The 15,836-nt window shown below is 51.7% G+C and carries 15 protein-coding genes; 12 read left to right on the top strand and 3 right to left on the bottom strand.

Features of this window, described 5'->3' with window-relative positions:
- The first annotated feature begins 30 nt into the window (after positions 1 to 30).
- The 4 genes from rplT (at position 31) to ACQE2I_RS09640 (ending at position 4,358) form a co-directional block, all read left to right on the top strand.
- A complete protein-coding gene (gene rplT, locus ACQE2I_RS09655; RefSeq protein WP_078087679.1) occupies positions 31 to 384 on the top strand; it encodes a 50S ribosomal protein L20 in 354 nt (117 codons plus the stop codon).
- 159 nt (positions 385 to 543) lie between these two features.
- Entirely contained in the window at positions 544 to 1,563 is a 1,020-nt protein-coding gene (gene pheS / locus ACQE2I_RS09650; protein WP_427027902.1) for a phenylalanine--tRNA ligase subunit alpha, read from the top strand.
- Between the two features lie 26 nt (positions 1,564 to 1,589).
- Complete coding sequence (gene pheT, locus ACQE2I_RS09645) at positions 1,590 to 3,971, top strand: phenylalanine--tRNA ligase subunit beta (RefSeq protein WP_427027900.1); 2,382 nt, start codon at positions 1,590 to 1,592, stop codon at positions 3,969 to 3,971.
- 87 nt (positions 3,972 to 4,058) lie between these two features.
- Complete coding sequence (locus tag ACQE2I_RS09640; protein WP_427027898.1) at positions 4,059 to 4,358, top strand: integration host factor subunit alpha; 300 nt, start codon at positions 4,059 to 4,061, stop codon at positions 4,356 to 4,358.
- Between the two features lie 169 nt (positions 4,359 to 4,527).
- Here the strand turns inward: ACQE2I_RS09640 and ACQE2I_RS09635 are convergent, their stop codons facing one another.
- A complete protein-coding gene (locus tag ACQE2I_RS09635; protein WP_427027896.1) occupies positions 4,528 to 4,734 on the bottom strand; it encodes a DUF2788 domain-containing protein in 207 nt (68 codons plus the stop codon).
- Between the two features lie 143 nt (positions 4,735 to 4,877).
- Between ACQE2I_RS09635 and ACQE2I_RS09630 the strand changes: the two genes are divergently transcribed.
- The 8 genes from ACQE2I_RS09630 to ACQE2I_RS09595 all read left to right on the top strand — a co-directional run bounded on the left by ACQE2I_RS09630 (position 4,878) and on the right by ACQE2I_RS09595 (position 14,454).
- Positions 4,878 to 5,342 carry a flavodoxin gene (locus tag ACQE2I_RS09630; RefSeq protein WP_427027894.1) on the top strand — a complete coding sequence of 155 codons (465 nt, stop codon included), beginning with the start codon at positions 4,878 to 4,880 and terminating at the stop codon, positions 5,340 to 5,342.
- A gap of 3 nt (positions 5,343 to 5,345) precedes the next feature.
- A complete protein-coding gene (locus ACQE2I_RS09625; protein ID WP_427027892.1) occupies positions 5,346 to 5,723 on the top strand; it encodes a hypothetical protein in 378 nt (125 codons plus the stop codon).
- A 253-nt stretch (positions 5,724 to 5,976) separates the two neighbouring features.
- Positions 5,977 to 7,329 carry a trigger factor gene (tig, locus tag ACQE2I_RS09620; protein ID WP_427027891.1) on the top strand — a complete coding sequence of 451 codons (1,353 nt, stop codon included), beginning with the start codon at positions 5,977 to 5,979 and terminating at the stop codon, positions 7,327 to 7,329.
- A gap of 68 nt (positions 7,330 to 7,397) precedes the next feature.
- On the top strand, positions 7,398 to 8,015 hold the full coding sequence (gene clpP / locus ACQE2I_RS09615) for an ATP-dependent Clp endopeptidase proteolytic subunit ClpP (protein WP_427027890.1): 618 nt from the start codon (positions 7,398 to 7,400) through the stop codon (positions 8,013 to 8,015).
- A gap of 74 nt (positions 8,016 to 8,089) precedes the next feature.
- Positions 8,090 to 9,370: an ATP-dependent Clp protease ATP-binding subunit ClpX gene (gene clpX / locus ACQE2I_RS09610; RefSeq protein WP_427027889.1), complete on the top strand. Its 1,281-nt coding sequence runs from the start codon at positions 8,090 to 8,092 to the stop codon at positions 9,368 to 9,370.
- A 255-nt stretch (positions 9,371 to 9,625) separates the two neighbouring features.
- The gene (gene lon, locus ACQE2I_RS09605) at positions 9,626 to 12,037 is read left to right on the top strand and encodes an endopeptidase La (protein ID WP_427027888.1); all 2,412 of its coding nucleotides are present in this window, start codon (positions 9,626 to 9,628) and stop codon (positions 12,035 to 12,037) included.
- 197 nt (positions 12,038 to 12,234) lie between these two features.
- Positions 12,235 to 12,507 (top strand): HU family DNA-binding protein, encoded by a 273-nt coding sequence (locus tag ACQE2I_RS09600; RefSeq protein WP_007114333.1) that lies wholly within the window; start codon positions 12,235 to 12,237, stop codon positions 12,505 to 12,507.
- Positions 12,508 to 12,633: 126 nt separating this feature from the next.
- Positions 12,634 to 14,454, top strand: coding sequence for a SurA N-terminal domain-containing protein (locus ACQE2I_RS09595; protein WP_427027886.1), 1,821 nt, complete (start codon positions 12,634 to 12,636; stop codon positions 14,452 to 14,454).
- A gap of 83 nt (positions 14,455 to 14,537) precedes the next feature.
- Here the strand turns inward: ACQE2I_RS09595 and ACQE2I_RS09590 are convergent, their stop codons facing one another.
- Complete coding sequence (locus ACQE2I_RS09590; RefSeq protein WP_427027884.1) at positions 14,538 to 15,311, bottom strand: UDP-2,3-diacylglucosamine diphosphatase; 774 nt, start codon at positions 15,309 to 15,311, stop codon at positions 14,538 to 14,540.
- A gap of 13 nt (positions 15,312 to 15,324) precedes the next feature.
- Positions 15,325 to 15,825, bottom strand: coding sequence for a peptidylprolyl isomerase (locus ACQE2I_RS09585; RefSeq protein WP_427027883.1), 501 nt, complete (start codon positions 15,823 to 15,825; stop codon positions 15,325 to 15,327).
- Between the last annotated feature and the right edge of the window lie 11 nt (positions 15,826 to 15,836).

Here is a 15,836-nt window from a genome sequence, read left to right as displayed (position 1 = left end):
GTGCCTCAGCCTTAAAGTCAGGAGTGTGTTATGACTCGAGTTAAACGTGGCGTAGTAGCGCGTCGTCGCCATAAAAAAGTATTGAAGCTTGCTAAAGGTTACTACGGTGCCCGTTCGCGCGTTTTCCGCGTTGCCAAGCAAGCCGTTATCAAAGCTGGTCAGTATGCCTACCGTGACCGTCGCAACCGTAAGCGCCAATTCCGCGCGCTATGGATCCAGCGTATTAACGCCGGTGCACGCATCAACGGTATGTCTTACAGCCGCTTTGTAGGTGGTCTCAAGAAAGCCGGTATTGAAATCGACCGTAAAGTATTGGCCGATTTGGCAGTACACGAGAAGGCTGCATTTGCTGCCATCGTGGAAAAAGCCAAGGCTGCCCAATAAGGTCATTTGCACTGGGCGATTGCCCGTGTAATGTACCGAAGGTCATTTTTGAGTGACCCATCCAGGGGAAGAGCAGCCGCTCTTCCCCTGTTTTTTTGTCACTATCAACGTGCCATGCCATCTTCAGGGATGGGCACCGCTTAATTCGGAGTGAAACGGATGGATCACCTTCCTACTCTGGTATCTGAGGCTCGCGACGCCATTCAGGCTGCGCAGAGTGTCGCCGCGCTAGACGAGTTACGAGTACGCTACTTAGGTAAGAAAGGTGAGGTAACTGCCTTGCTGAAAGGCCTGGGTAAACTAGCTGCGGAAGAGCGCCCGGCGGCGGGCGAACGTATTAATCAGGCTAAGCAGACGCTTGCTGATGAAATCGATACGAAGCGCCAGCAGCTTGAAAGTGCGGCGCTGAATGCCCGTTTGGTGGCCGAAAGCATCGATGTCACCTTGCCCGGGCGAAGCCAGGAGGGAGGTGGTTTGCATCCCGTGACGCGTACCCTTGAGCGCATTGAAGGATTGTTCACGCGTATAGGTTATGACGTGGCGGTAGGGCCTGAGATTGAAGATGATTATCACAATTTCGAAGCGCTCAACATTCCCGCGCATCACCCGGCTCGAGGTATGGCGGATACCTTCTATTTTGACGCCACTCGTTTACTGCGCACCCATACGTCGCCGGTACAAGTTCGCACCATGAAAGCGAGTGAGCCGCCCATCCGTATCGTTTGCCCAGGACGCGTTTATCGTAGCGACTCTGATCTGACCCATACGCCCATGTTTCATCAAGTGGAAGGTTTGTTGGTCGATGAAGGGGTTAGCTTTGCGGACCTTAAAGGTACCATCGAAGACTTTTTGCAGGCATTTTTTGAGCGTGATGACCTCTCGGTACGCTTTCGTCCCTCCTACTTTCCATTCACTGAACCGTCTGCCGAAGTGGATATTCAGTGCGTGATGTGTAGCGGGGCGGGGTGTCGTGTTTGTTCGCATAGCGGCTGGTTGGAAGTCATGGGGTGCGGCATGGTTCATCCTGAAGTTTTCCGCCACTCCGGCATCGATACCGAGCGTTATACCGGCTTTGCGTTTGGAATGGGGGCGGAGCGATTGGCAATGCTGCGCTACGGCGTAAATGATTTGCGGCTGTTCTTTGAAAACGATCTGCGCTTTCTACGTCAATTCGCCTAAGCTCGCTGCCGAATACAGGATCTACCATGAAATTTTCAGAACATTGGCTGCGTGAGTGGGTCTCCCCGCAGCTTGATACTCAGGCGATGGCCGACCAAATCACGATGGCGGGGTTGGAAGTCGACGCCATTGAAGCGGTTGCCGCCGCATTTAATGGCGTTGTAGTGGCAGAAGTGCTGAGTAAAGAGAAGCACCCTGATGCAGATAAGCTCAATGTGTGCACCGTAGATGATGGCAGTGGCGAACCGGTTCAGGTCGTTTGCGGTGCAGCTAACGTCGAAGTCGGTCAGAAAATTCCGTTTGCCCAGGTTGGCGGTGTTTTGCCGGGCGACTTTAAGATTAAAAAAGCCAAGCTTCGCGGGGCTGAATCGCGCGGTATGATTTGTTCGGCATCTGAGCTTGGGCTGGAGGAGGAGGCTTCGCCGGGCATTCTGGTACTGCCCGGGTCGGCTCCGGTAGGTGTCGATTTCAGGGAGTTCATGCACCTCAATGATATGACCATCGAAGTCGATTTAACCCCCAATCGCGGTGACTGCCTGAGTATTAACGGCATGGCTCGTGAGGTAGGCGTGCTCAACCGTTTGTCGGTGCACGGCCCGCAGATCGAGCCAGTGGCTGCAGAGGTTGAAGATAGCTTTACGGTTAGCATTGAAGCGCCAGAGCAGTGTCCTCGCTATATTGGCCGTATTATTAAAGGGGTCAATGTTCAGGCTGAGACGCCGCTATGGATGGTCGAGCGCCTTCGCCGCAGCGGCGTGCGCTCTATCGACCCGGTGGTGGATGTTACCAACTACGTTATGCTTGAATTGGGTCAGCCGCTGCACGCATTTGACCGCGCCAATCTTCAAGGTGGCATGGTGATTCGCATGGCCCAGCCAGGCGAGCATTTAACCCTGCTTGATGGTAATGAAGTGGCGCTGCGTCCGGAAACGCTCGTTATTGCCGATCATTCCGGCCCGCTGGCCATGGCAGGGGTGATGGGGGGCGAAAACTCTGGCGTCAATGAAAGTACCCAGACTATTTTCCTTGAATCAGCTTTTTTTAGCCCGCTTGCGATCGCAGGCCAAGCGCGTTCTTATGGTCTGCATACCGATGCCTCGCACCGCTTTGAGCGTGGCGTTGACCCGCAGTTAACACCCGTTGCCGTTGAACGGGCCACGCAGCTTTTGATTGAGATTTGCGGTGGACAGGCTGGGCCGGTTGTTGAGGCGCAAAGCGCTGATGACATGCCTGAAGAGCGGACCATAGTGCTACGCAGTGCTCGTTTGCAGCAGGCATTATCCAAGACCCTCGACAACGATGATGTCACCGATATTTTGCAGCGCTTGGGGCTCGACGTCAGCGTGCAAGATGCAGGTTGGGCGGTCACGGCACCAAGTTGGCGCTTTGATTTAGCGATTGAAGAAGACCTTATCGAAGAAGTGGCGCGTATTCACGGTTACAATAATTTGCCGGTGCGTCGTCCCGCCGCTCGTTTGGCACTGCGCTCTGCAGATGAAGCTACGCTTACCCAGGCCCTGCTGCGCCGTCAGATGGTGGCCCGTGGCTTTCAAGAGGCGATTACCTACAGCTTTGTTGCCCCCGAACTGCAGGCGGCGATGTTGCCAGAGGCTGTGAGTCCGGTGCTGGCGAATCCTATATCAGCTGATTTATCAGTAATGCGGGCAAGCCTGTTGCCTGGTTTGGTGCGTACCATGGAGCACAACCTTAATCGTCAGCAAACGCGCGTGCGGATATTTGAAACCGGGCTAGTGTTTAACGGTGAGCTGGATGCTCTAACACAAGTGCCGATGCTGGGTGCCTTAGTATGTGGCACCCGAGAAGTAGAGGGTTGGAGTGGCGCAAAAGAGCGCGTTGACTTTTACGACTTAAAAGGCGATTTAGAAAGTGTGCTGGCATTGGGGGGCGATTATGATGCGTGGCGCTTTGAGCCTGCAGAGCACCCCGCGCTGCATCCAGGCCAAAGTGCTCAATTGCTACATAACGGAAAGCCTGTTGGCTGGATTGGCACCTTGCACCCCCAGGTGCGCGCAACGCTAGGCTTAAAGATGGATGCGGTGCTGTTTGAAGTGCGTCTGGATGCACTGAGCCAAGGTCGGATTCCCGCTTTTGAGCCGCTATCGCGTTTTCCTGAGGTGCGTCGTGATCTGGCGTTTATACTTAAGCAAGCTACGCCAGTGCAGGCGCTGATCGATTGTGCCAAACAGCAAGCAGGCGAGTGCCTACAGGACATAAAGATATTTGATGTCTATTCAGGTAAAGGCGTTGCAGAAGAGCATAAGAGTATTGCTTTGGGCTTGACCTGGCAGCATCCATCGCGCACGCTAAACGATGAAGAAATCAATCAGTTGGTTGATTCAATAGTGACGCAAGTGCGTGTCAAGCTGGGTGCGGAGCTGCGCGGCTAATTATTAACTTAGCAACGCTTCGATGCTTATCACATTCTTGGCAATGCATTTACAGATGCGTTTGCTTCAAGGAGAAGGAGGAGCCTTATGGGTGCATTGACCAAGGCAGAACTGGCTGAGCATTTGCATGCTGAGCTAGCCCTGTCCAAGCGAGAAGCGAAAGCTATGGTCGAAGCTTTTTTTGACGAGATTAGAGCCTGCTTGCGTGAAAACGAGCAGGTAAAGCTTTCGGGTTTTGGTAACTTTGACCTGCGTGATAAGCGTGAACGGCCAGGCCGTAATCCAAAAACCGGCGAAGAAATACCCATTTCTGCCCGCCGGGTAGTCACTTTCCGTCCTGGTCAAAAGCTCAAGCAGCAGGTTGAGCACTATGCGGGTGGTGAGTAAGAGTTGCAGTGATGTTGAAACAATAAGCTATTAAGACTTAGCTTATTCAGCAATATCTAAAAGGAGTGCTTCTGGCACTCCTTTTCTCTTTGTAAAGCGCCATGCTAGGCTTTATGAGCAGTGGTTTCTAGACGGTTCTTTCTGGTCAGTTTTTTCTAGACACTGCTTTCTATATGCCGCCGCCTTCAATTAGCCAAGTAATGACCACTTTGAGCACATAGCCCAACATGCCTGCACCCAGCACAACGAATAGCATGATGGTGCCAAACTTACCGGCATTCGACTTTTTCGCTAGATCCCAAATAATAAAGCACATAAATACGATGAGACCGCCAATCATCAATGGGGTAATCCAAGCTTCGAAAGTTTGCTGCATAGCCACTCCTATCCATTATATCTAAACCACCCGCCATGGATGATGTGTTTCATTTTAACCAGCCATGTTAATATTTGAGCAAATTCATCGGGTATTTGTCGACTTGACGGTTGGCACTGTGACACTTTGACAGGGGAGTAACGATGCCAAAGCTGAATATTTTGGTGGGTACAATGTATGGTGGCGCCCTAGACGCCGCTGAGCAGGTGAAGCCTCTGTTTGAGCAGGCCGGATATACCGTAACAGTTATTGAACAGCCTTCCGTTGCTGATATCACTGACAGCGACGCTGATTTAGCGCTTTTTTGCGTATCCACAACGGGTAGCGGGGATTTTCCCGGCAACTTCGTGCCCTTCGTGCGTAATTTGCGTGACCAAAGCCCCTCGCTGACTTCACTGCGCTACGGCCTTATTGCTCTGGGCGACAGTTCATACGGTGATACGTTTTGTGGTGCGGGTAGGGCGTTAGACGCGCTGCTAGCAGACCATGGTGCTACCCGGTTGGGTGAGCGTCTGGAAATTGATGCTATGGAAACCTTTATGGCTGACGATGCGGCTATCCCTTGGGTGGAAGAATGGATCATTGCTCAGCAGCTAGAGGTGGCTTAAGCGATGCAGAACGCTCCTTCCTCGCCTGAACGTATTAGCGTTGCGCTTGGTTTGTGTATGCTTATGTTGGCCACACTACCTCGCTACATGGCAGGCGGGCATGAGACTCGCCAAACGTTAATCATTTTTGCGTTGGTGTTGGTAGCAGTGGTGGCAGCGGTGCAGTGGCGTTTGTTGTCAGCGCAGGCGCGTCAAAGGGTGCCTAGGCTGTTAAAGCGGTTAGCTGTTATGTTGTTGTTAGGGATGGCAGTGATGGGCGGCTGGCATGCGCTGTTTACAGACTGGATAAGCTGGCAGGTATTCATCTCCCATGGCGCAACCCTAGGCGTGCTACTCCACGCGCTCAGTCTATGGTGGTCAGGTGAGCGTCAAGCTAGCTAGCGACGCAGCGATTGAAAAAGTCGCTGTAAGACGTACAAAACGGTAGAATGGTAAAAATTACGCAGCGTGGGACTAATAATGAAGCCAAACACGCCATAAAGCGGTTAATTGCTCGCATATTCCCTTGTTTTTAAAATCACTGCCCCCATGTTGCGAGCATGGCGCTTGCCACTATGCGTTGGGGTTCTTAAAATTGCCCCCTTAACCTTATTACTAGCAATCAACACAATGCCCAGCCATTAGAGGACAATTCATGCAAGTTTCTGTCGAGACGACCTCCCAGATCGAACGCCGTATTACTATTCAGGTGCCGGCTGCCGAAATTGACGAGGCCGTTAGTACTCGCTTGAAAGATACCGCGAAGAATGTTCGCTTGAATGGTTTTCGCCAGGGCCGGGTGCCAATGGCTGTTGTTCAGCAGCGTTATGGCCAAGACGTTCGTAACGAAGTCGTCAGCGAAGTAATGCGCGAGCGCTATGTGCGCGCCATTACTGAAGAGGGCCTAAATCCTGCTGGTTTTCCGCAAATTGAGCCGTCAATCAATGAGTCAGGTAAAGACCTTGAATTCGTTGCCCTGATGGAGGTCTACCCACAGGTAGAGCTAGCCTCAATTGAAGGGACTGATATCGAGCGCCCCGTTGTCTCCGTAAATGATGCGGATGTTGACGAGATGATCGACACGCTGCGTAAGCAAAACGCCGCGTGGGAAGAAGTTGATGCAGCCGCTGCCGATGGCGATCAGGTTACTATTGATTTTCAAGGCTACATCGGTGATGAGCCGTTTGAAGGTGGTAGCGCAGAAGGGCACACACTGGTCATTGGCTCTGACAGCTTTATCCCAGGTTTTGAAGAGCAGTTAATTGGCGCTAAAGCGGGCGAAGAGAAAACGCTCAACGTCACTTTCCCGGCTGATTATCAAGCCGAGCATTTGGCCGCTAAAGAAGCTACCTTCAAAGTTACGGTTCACAAAGTCAGTAGCCAGAAACTGCCGGAAGTCGATGAAGAATTTATCGAACGTTTTGGCGTTGAAGGCGGAGATCAAGAAAAATTCCGCTCTGAAATCAAGAAAAACATGACCCGTGAAGCGTCACAGGCCGTGGATAACCGTGTTAAGCAGCAAGTATTGGATGCGCTTAAAAAGGTTAACGAAATTCCAGTACCAAACTCACTGGTACAGCAAGAAACAGACGGTATGAAGCGCCAAGCAGCACAGCAGTTTGGCTTAGGCGAAGATTTTGATGTCAGCCAACTGCCTAACGAACTATTCGAAGAGCAGGCCAAAGGCCGTGTTCAGATCGGGCTGTTGCTGGCCGAAGTCATCAAGTCCAACGAGCTTGACGCTGATGATGACGCTATCAAAGCGAAAGTGACCGAATTGGCTGAGCAGTACCAAGATCCTGAAGAAGTCGTTAGTCATTACATGGGTGATGAGCAGCTGAAAACCCAAGTAAAGTCAGCCATTCTTGAAGAGAAAGCGGTCGCTAAGCTACTTGAGCAAACGAACATTAAAGACGTTGAAATGTCTTACCAGCAAGTTCTTGCCGCTGCGCAAAAGCAAGCCGAGCAAGATGAGGGTGCCGAAGAAGGCGAGCAAGCCAGCGCCTAACACCCTGGAACGCGGCGCACCCTTATGTTGGTGCGCCTTTCCCTTCCCGGACGCAAGGAATCACCTGAATGAGTGAGTTTGATATTCAAAACGCCGGCGGTTTAGTGCCCATGGTGGTTGAGCAAAGCGCCAAAGGGGAAAGGGCCTACGACATTTACTCACGCCTATTAAAAGAGCGCGTGATCTTTCTGGTAGGCCCTGTAGAAGACTACATGGCTAATCTGGTAGTTGCCCAACTGCTGTTCCTAGAGTCGGAAAATCCGGACAAAGATATTCACCTGTATATCAACTCGCCAGGTGGCTCGGTAACTGCCGGTATGTCGATTTACGACACTATGCAGTTCGTTAAGCCTGATGTGTCCACCGTATGTATTGGTCAGGCGGCCAGTATGGGCGCGTTGCTATTAACAGCAGGTGCGGCAGGAAAACGTTACTGCCTACCCAACTCACGTGTGATGATTCACCAGCCGCTGGGTGGTTACCAGGGCCAAGCGTCTGATATTGAAATTCACACCCGTGAAATTTTAGGTATTCGTGAGAAGTTGAATCAAATTCTTGCTCATCACTCAGGCCAAGATATTGAAGCTATCTCGCGGGATACCGACCGGGATAATTTCATGAGCGCCAACCAAGCCAAAGAGTATGGCTTGATTGACGCAGTGCTGGATAAGCGGCCTACATCCTGATAGCGTGATGGGATTCTGCTTTTCTAACGAGCTTTTCCGGCGGCGTAAGCCGCCGCAGTGATAGAGGTATGCGAATGGCCGACGGCAAAGGCAAAGACGAAGGTGGCAAACTGCTTTACTGTTCGTTTTGTGGCAAAAACCAAAACGAAGTACGTAAGCTGATTGCGGGTCCGTCCGTCTATATCTGCGATGAGTGTGTCGACTTATGTAATGACATCATTCGCGAGGAAGTTCTCGAAGCCGATGCCGAGAGCGATGAGGAGCGTTTACCTACGCCCCGCGAAATACGTCATACACTGGATGATTACGTCATCGGGCAGGACCGCGCCAAAATGGTGCTTTCAGTAGCGGTATATAACCACTACAAGCGTCTAAAAACTGATGCGCGCGACGGCGATGTTGAGCTAGGTAAATCAAACATTCTGCTCATTGGTCCCACCGGTAGCGGTAAAACGCTGTTGGCAGAAACCATGGCACGCTTGCTTAATGTACCTTTCACCATTGCAGATGCAACCACGCTGACGGAAGCTGGCTATGTCGGCGAAGATGTTGAGAACATCATCCAAAAGCTGTTGCAGAAGTGCGATTACGACGTCGAAAAAGCTGAGCGTGGCATTGTCTATATTGATGAAATCGACAAGATTTCACGTAAATCTGACAATCCCTCGATTACTCGCGACGTGTCGGGTGAAGGCGTACAGCAAGCGCTGTTAAAACTGATTGAAGGTACCACTGCATCAGTCCCCCCACAGGGCGGTCGCAAACACCCGCAACAGGAGTTTGTCCAAGTTAATACGGGCAATATTCTGTTTATCGTTGGCGGTGCTTTTGCGGGTCTCGATAAAGTTATTCGTGACCGTGCGGAGAAAGGCGGTATTGGTTTCAACGCGGCCGTGAAGAGTAAAGAGTCTTCTCGTGGCGTGGGGGAGTTATTGGCTGATGTTGAGCCAGAAGATCTAGTCAAATTTGGCTTGATCCCAGAGTTTGTTGGCCGCTTGCCGATCATCGCAACGTTGATGGAGCTCACTGAAGATGCCCTGGTGCAGATTCTAACGGAGCCCAAGAACTCGCTGATTAAACAGTATGCCAAACTGTTTGAAATGGAAGGTGTGGTTCTTGAGTTCAGAGATGAGGCGCTACGTGCCGTTGCCGAAAAAGCCATGGAGCGTAAGACAGGGGCACGCGGGCTACGCTCTATTTTAGAGTCAGTGCTGCTAGATACCATGTATGAAATTCCTTCGCTTGAAGGTGTCAGTAAAGTGGTTATCGACGGCTCAGTGATTGCCGGTGAGAGCGAGCCCCTGTTGGTCTATTCTCAGCAGGAAGAAGCACGTGTTGACGGCACTGATGGTTAGTGACTAGCGCGAGCCGCGCGGCCACGCTTCATCCGCCTGCACTAAACCAAGGGGTCGCCTAGGCGGCCCCTTGTTTTTATAAGACTGTTTTTATACAAGACTGTTAGAAACGGTTGTTGCAGAGCATTGTTCAAGAGTGTCACTGCGTAGCCAACCCAATGCGAACGTATCTATATCCAGCGTGTTGACGACTGCGCAGTACTTTTCCAAGTACTCTTTTTAAGTACTCATCCGATTTGCCGAGGAACGTCTGCGATGCAGCAGAACGCCGAACAGACACAATGTCTACCCCTTTTGCCGTTGCGCGATGTGGTTGTTTATCCGCAAATGGTTATCCCTCTTTTTGTAGGCCGTGAAAAGTCTATCCAGGCGCTCGAAGCGGCGATGGAGGCTGATAAGCGTGTATTGCTAGTGGCTCAGCGTGAAGCTTCTCAGGATGAGCCAGATAACGCGGATCTCTACTCTATGGGTACCGTGGCTGACATTATGCAGCTTCTAAAGCTACCTGATGGCACAGTCAAAGTACTGATTGAGGGCAATTTTCGCGCCGATGTGCTGAGTGTCGAAGAGCACGAAACAGGTTATACCCAGGCCTATTTGACTCCCCGGGAGAGCGAGCCGCTTACCAGCCGTGAGCAGGAAGCGCTTGTTCGCGTGCTGCTCAACCAGTTCGAGCAGTACGTTAAGCTCTCCAAAAAAGTCCCCAATGAAGTGCTGAACTCACTATCAGGGATTGAAGATCCAAGTCGTCTGGTTGATACCATTTGCGCCCACTTATCGCTCAAGATTGGCGATAAGCAGGAGCTGCTTGAAATGGACCGAGTGCGTGATCGAATTGAGCACCTAATGGCGCTGATCGAGTCTGAAATCGATTTGCTCCAGGTCGAAAAGCGCATTCGCTCACGGGTCAAGGAGCAGATGGAGAAGACCCAGCGTGAGTACTATCTCAATGAGCAAATGAAGGCCATCCAGAAAGAGATGGGTGAGCTGGATAATGTGCCCAATGAAGCCGAGAAGTACGAGCTGGCGATCAAAGAGTCCGGTATGCCGAAAGAGGCGTCGGAGAAAGCCACTCAAGAGCTGAACAAGCTCAAAATGATGGCCTCAAACTCTGCCGAAGCTACGGTGGTGCGCTCTTACTTGGATTGGTTAGTCGCCGTGCCGTGGAAAAAGCGCACGCGGGTTAAGCATGATCTGGTCAAAGCGCAGCAAGTGTTGGATGAAGACCACTACGGGCTGGAAGAGGTTAAAGCGCGTATTCTCGAATATCTCGCCGTGCAGCAGCGTGTACGCAAGATGAAAGGGCCTGTGCTGTGTTTGGTTGGCCCACCCGGGGTAGGTAAAACCTCGCTAGGGCAGTCAATTGCCCGAGCCACCAACCGCAAATATGTGCGTTTGGCGTTGGGTGGCGTCCGTGATGAGTCTGAGATTCGTGGTCATCGGCGCACCTATATCGGCTCGTTGCCAGGTAAATTAATGCAGCGCATGAGTCGCGCTGGCGTGAAAAATCCGCTATTCCTGTTGGATGAGGTCGACAAACTAGGCATGGATCATCGTGGTGATCCTGCTTCTGCGCTACTCGAAGTATTGGATCCTGAGCAGAATAATAGCTTCAGCGATCACTATCTTGAGCTTGATTACGATCTCTCCGAGACGCTATTCATCTGTACTGCCAATTCGATGAATATCCCCAGTGCCTTGCTTGATCGCATGGAAATTATTCGTCTACCGGGTTACACCGAGGATGAGAAACTGGCGATCGCTAAGCGCTACTTATTGCCCAAGCAATTAGCTGCAAACGGCTTAAAAAATGACGAGCTAACGCTTGAGGATAGCGCGCTTTTAGAGCTTATTCGCTACTACACCCGGGAAGCGGGGGTGCGCGAATTAGAACGCCAGATTGCCAAGGTGTCGCGTAAGGTGCTGCGTGAGTGCCTTGAGAAGAAGCGCGATCCCAAGGCCGGTCAAGATGGTCAAAGCCTAACCGCCGAGCAGATAGAGCACTATGCTGGCGTGCGTCGCTATAGCTATGGATTAGCCGAACAAGATGATCAGATTGGTCGTGTTACCGGTCTTGCTTGGACGTCAGTGGGTGGTGAGCTGCTCAATATCGAGTCAGTAGTGACGCCGGGCAAGGGGCGTATTAATAAAACTGGGTCGCTTGGCGATGTGATGAAAGAGTCGGTAAGTGCTGCCCATACTGTGGTGCGCGCCAGGGCGGAAGCGTATGGTATTGATCCCGAGCGGTTTGAGAAAGAGGATTTACATATCCACGTACCCGAAGGGGCTACGCCGAAGGATGGCCCCAGTGCCGGTATTGCGATGGTAACGGCGATTGTTTCCGCTTATACCCAGCGGTTGGTGCGCTGCGATGTGGCAATGACCGGTGAGGTCAATCTGCGCGGTGAAGTATTGCCGATTGGCGGATTGAAGGAGAAATTGCTGGCAGCCCGTCGCGGTGGTATAAAGACAGTGCTAATTCCTGAAGAAAACCGCCGTGATCTCAAGGAAGTACCTGACAATATCAAAGGTGCGCTTGATATTCGCCCGGTGCGTTGGATAGATGATGTCTTAGCCGTAGCGCTAGCTGATAAAGTAACAGACGGTGCGCCATTGAAAAGCACCGAAGCATCGTTTAGCAATAACGCAGTTGCTAGTACTCATTAAGCTGTTAGAGCCCATCTTGGTCTTTAATTATACTTAATAATTTTCCCGCAGCTTTTTTGCGGCGGGTATCTTGCGGCATGGTTGCTTGACAGATGTTTCAAGGCATTGCTATAAAACCCAGCTATGTTTTGATCGTTGTATCTATCGATGGCCATGCCGTTCAGAGCCATTTTTTTGAAACAGTCAAGGGGTGAAGAGTGAATAAGTCCGAGCTGATTGAAGCTATTGCCGCGTCTGCTGATATTCCTAAAGCAGCGGCAACCCGCGCATTGGATGCCATGGTGGAGTCTGTCACCGATAGCCTTAAGAAAGGCGAAAGCGTATCTCTGGTAGGTTTTGGTACCTTCGCGATCAAAGAGCGTGCTGCGCGTACTGGCCGCAACCCGCAGACAGGTCAGCCAATTCAGATTAGTGCTGCCAAAGTACCCAGTTTCAAAGCAGGTAAAGCGCTGAAAGACGCCGTCAACTAATTTGACCGCGTTTGCTGTAACCTAATGGGCGCATCGCACTGGCGATGCGCCCATGTTATTTTCTGGCCCCCTATTTGGTAGAATTTAGCGGGTCGATGTATTTGGCTGTGACTATCTGAGGCTAGCATGCTGCAAAGTATTCGAGATGGCTCCAGGAGCTGGGGTGCCAAAATTATTATCGGTGTTATGGTTGCGGCCATGGCGCTTTTCGGGATTGAGTCTTTATTTGGGCTTTTTGGTAGCGATCCGGATGAGGTAGCGAGCGTCAACGGACAGCCGATTATGCGTCAGCAGGTCGAGCTTGAAGTTCAACGCGCGTTACGTTCAGGCCAAGTGCCGCCAGAGCAAGAGCGAGCCCTGCGCAGCGATATGCTTGATCAGCTCATCACTCAGCAGTTGCTGTCCCAGTATACTGAGGATGGCGGCTTTAGCGTTTCTGATGAGCAGTTAGATCAAATGATTGTCAGCTTGCCTGAGTTTCAAGATCAGGACGGGCATTTTTCGGCTGAGGTGTTTCGTAATCGCTTAGCGGGCGCTGGCTATACACCGATATCATTTCGTGAAGAGCTACGCGTTGACATCCAGCGTCAGCATTTACAGCAAGGCCTCGCTTTTAGCGACTTCAGTCTACCCGGTGAGCAAGAGCGTCTAGCCGAACTGCAGCGCCAACAACGTAGTTTTCGGTACCTGATTCTGGATAGCGACGATGTCCAGGCTGATGTCGATGTTAGCGAGGACGATCTCCAGGCTTATTATGATACCCACCAGGAGCGCTATGAGCGTTCCGAGCAGGTGCGCCTTGAGTACGTTTTGATTGACCGTCAAGCTATGGCTGAAGGCAGTGATGTTGACGAGCAGGCATTACGTGAAGCGTGGCGCCAGCAAAACCGTGAAGCTGACCGGCGCGTTTCACACATCATGGTGACTTTTGGCGATGAGCGCTCACGTGAGGAGGCTCGGGAAGTAGCAGATACCGCTCGCGAGGCGCTAGATAGCGGTGAGTCGTTTGAGGAGACCGCGCTACGCTATTCAGATGACACTGCCAGCGCAGAAGAGGGTGGTGATCTTGGCGTGATTAGCCGTGGTTTCTTTGGCGATACCTTTGATGAAGCTGCTTTCGGCCTGGAAGAGGGTGATATTTCTCAACCGGTTGAATTGGATAGCGCTTTCCACGTCATTCAGGTGACGGATATTCAAGGCCCCTCGTTTGAGGAGCAGCGTGATGAATTGGCGCGCGAAGTAGCGCTTCGTAACGTTGATGATGAGTTTAATCAGCAGGTTCAGCAGCTCATAGACGAAAGTTTTGCCGCTGATGATTTGCAAAGCGTTGCTGATGAGATTGGCTTAACACTCAATGAGAGTGATTGGCTTGCTCGCAATGACGAGGCCGAAGGTGTGTTATCGGAGCCTGGCGTAATGTCGGCGGCGTTTAGTAGTGACGTGCTGGAGGAAGGCTACAACAGCGAAGTCATTGAGTTGGATCAGGATCGCCGCCTAGTGCTGCGGGTCGCCGAACAGCGCGATGCGATGCTGTTGCCCCTTGCTGAAGTGCGTGAGGAAGTGGAAATTTCAGTGGCCGCTGAGCAGCAGCAACAAGCGCTGCGTGAAGAAGCGCAAGTACTGATTGAGGAGCTGCAGGGCGATCAAACGGTTGACCTCAATTGGTTAGAAGCTAACGATATTAGTCGCCAAGCGGATTCCACTGTGCCTCAGCTGATTGTGCAGGAAGCTTTCCGTATGTCGCGTCCTGAAGAGGGTGAAAGCGTCTATCGGGCCGTTGAACTTCCGCAAGGCGTGGCCTTAGTCGCTTTGCATAGTGTCACCGACGGTGAGGTCAACGAGGAAATGGAAACGTTTGTTTCTCAAATGGCCGAGCAGTTGCGTGCCCAATCGGTACTTCAGGGGTTAATTGACGACCTGCACAGCAGTGCAGACATTGAGCGATAAGGTCGCTTAAGCTTGAGTTAAACACCGCAAGACCTAAAAAAAGCCGATCTCACGATCGGCTTTTCTATGCGAGAAAAATATGCTTAAGCTTCAGGCAAAGCAGTTAGTGAAAACTGCCGTAACCTGGGCGCCGTGTGATCTGAACGCTCGATGACGATATCCCAGCCGTGCTGGGCGTCCCAATCGCCTAATACATAGCGTTTGGCAGGTACGTCTTCTACCGTTAGGTCATGTACGTGCGGCCGGTGGGTGTGACCATGAATCATGGTGGAAACGCCGTAGCGCTCCATCAGTGTAACGACCTCTTGTTGGGTGACATCCATAATCGCTTCAGCCTTATTAGCATTGGCCTCACCCGATTGCGCGCGCAAACTTTGGGCAAGCGCTACGCGCTGCTCCAATGGTAAGGCGAGCATCTGTGCTTGCCATTCAGGGTTGCGCGACTGCTGGCGAAAAGCCATATAGGCTTCATCCTGAGTGCACATACTATCGCCGTGCAGTAGCACGACGGGTACGCCCTGAATTTCCACTTCCTCAGTATCGGGGAGTAAAAACGCCTGACAGGCATTGATAAAGCGTTCGCCGAGCAGGAAGTCGCGGTTGCCATGCATTAAATACACAGCGGTGCCATCGCTGCTAAGTTTGCGTAAACGCTTGATAACCTCTTGGGCAACACCGCAAAGTGGGTGCGTATTGGCATCGAGTAGATCATCGCCAATCCAGGCATCAAAAAGATCACCAAGAATATACAGCGCGTCGGCTCCTGGAGCGGTGTGCTCTAAATAGCGGTAAAACCCCTGGTTGATTTCTGGGGTATCGCTACTCAGGTGAAGATCGGCAACAAGCAGTGTGCGCATAAGGCTCCCGGCGTTATTCTGCGTCTTTGACGAACGCGCGCTCGATAATGACATCTTCAGAGGGCACGTCGGCGTGCATGCCGCGGCGGGTCGTGGCTACGTTTTTAATCTCGTTGACCACATCCATGCCGTTAACGACTTCGCCAAAGACCGCATAGCCCCAGCCTTGCAGGCTTTTGCCGCTGTGATCCAGAAAGCTATTGTCGCCCACATTAACGAAAAATTGCGCAGTCGCCGAGTGTGGGTCTTGGGTGCGAGCCATTGCCAGCGTGCCAATGGTGTTTTTCAAGCCATTGTCAGCTTCGTTGTCGATAGGGTCACGGGTCGGCTTTTGCTCGAAATCTTTATCGAAACCGCCGCCTTGAACCATAAAACCATCGATGACGCGGTGAAACAGGGTGCCGTCGTAAAATCCGTCGCGAACGTACTGCTCAAAATTCGCTGCACTAAGCGGCGCTTTCTCGTGGTTAAGGGCGATGGTGATGTCACCATGGTTGGTCTGTAATACGATCATAGATAAATTCC

Source organism: Halomonas sp. H2, from assembly GCF_050215315.1.
Taxonomy (GTDB): Bacteria; Pseudomonadota; Gammaproteobacteria; order Pseudomonadales; family Halomonadaceae; genus Vreelandella.
Note: the sequence above shows the minus strand (reverse complement) of the source record. Positions and strands in the feature narration are given on the sequence as shown.

Coding starts and splice junctions, on each gene's coding strand:
- rplT (WP_078087679.1), top strand. CDS start 31: ATGACTCGAGTTAAACGTGGCGTAGTAGCGCGTCGTCGCCATAAAAAA.
- pheS (WP_427027902.1), top strand. CDS start 544: ATGGATCACCTTCCTACTCTGGTATCTGAGGCTCGCGACGCCATTCAG.
- pheT (WP_427027900.1), top strand. CDS start 1,590: ATGAAATTTTCAGAACATTGGCTGCGTGAGTGGGTCTCCCCGCAGCTT.
- ACQE2I_RS09640 (WP_427027898.1), top strand. CDS start 4,059: ATGGGTGCATTGACCAAGGCAGAACTGGCTGAGCATTTGCATGCTGAG.
- ACQE2I_RS09635 (WP_427027896.1), bottom strand. CDS start 4,734: ATGCAGCAAACTTTCGAAGCTTGGATTACCCCATTGATGATTGGCGGT.
- ACQE2I_RS09630 (WP_427027894.1), top strand. CDS start 4,878: ATGCCAAAGCTGAATATTTTGGTGGGTACAATGTATGGTGGCGCCCTA.
- ACQE2I_RS09625 (WP_427027892.1), top strand. CDS start 5,346: ATGCAGAACGCTCCTTCCTCGCCTGAACGTATTAGCGTTGCGCTTGGT.
- tig (WP_427027891.1), top strand. CDS start 5,977: ATGCAAGTTTCTGTCGAGACGACCTCCCAGATCGAACGCCGTATTACT.
- clpP (WP_427027890.1), top strand. CDS start 7,398: ATGAGTGAGTTTGATATTCAAAACGCCGGCGGTTTAGTGCCCATGGTG.
- clpX (WP_427027889.1), top strand. CDS start 8,090: ATGGCCGACGGCAAAGGCAAAGACGAAGGTGGCAAACTGCTTTACTGT.
- lon (WP_427027888.1), top strand. CDS start 9,626: ATGCAGCAGAACGCCGAACAGACACAATGTCTACCCCTTTTGCCGTTG.
- ACQE2I_RS09595 (WP_427027886.1), top strand. CDS start 12,634: ATGCTGCAAAGTATTCGAGATGGCTCCAGGAGCTGGGGTGCCAAAATT.
- ACQE2I_RS09590 (WP_427027884.1), bottom strand. CDS start 15,311: ATGCGCACACTGCTTGTTGCCGATCTTCACCTGAGTAGCGATACCCCA.
- ACQE2I_RS09585 (WP_427027883.1), bottom strand. CDS start 15,825: ATGATCGTATTACAGACCAACCATGGTGACATCACCATCGCCCTTAAC.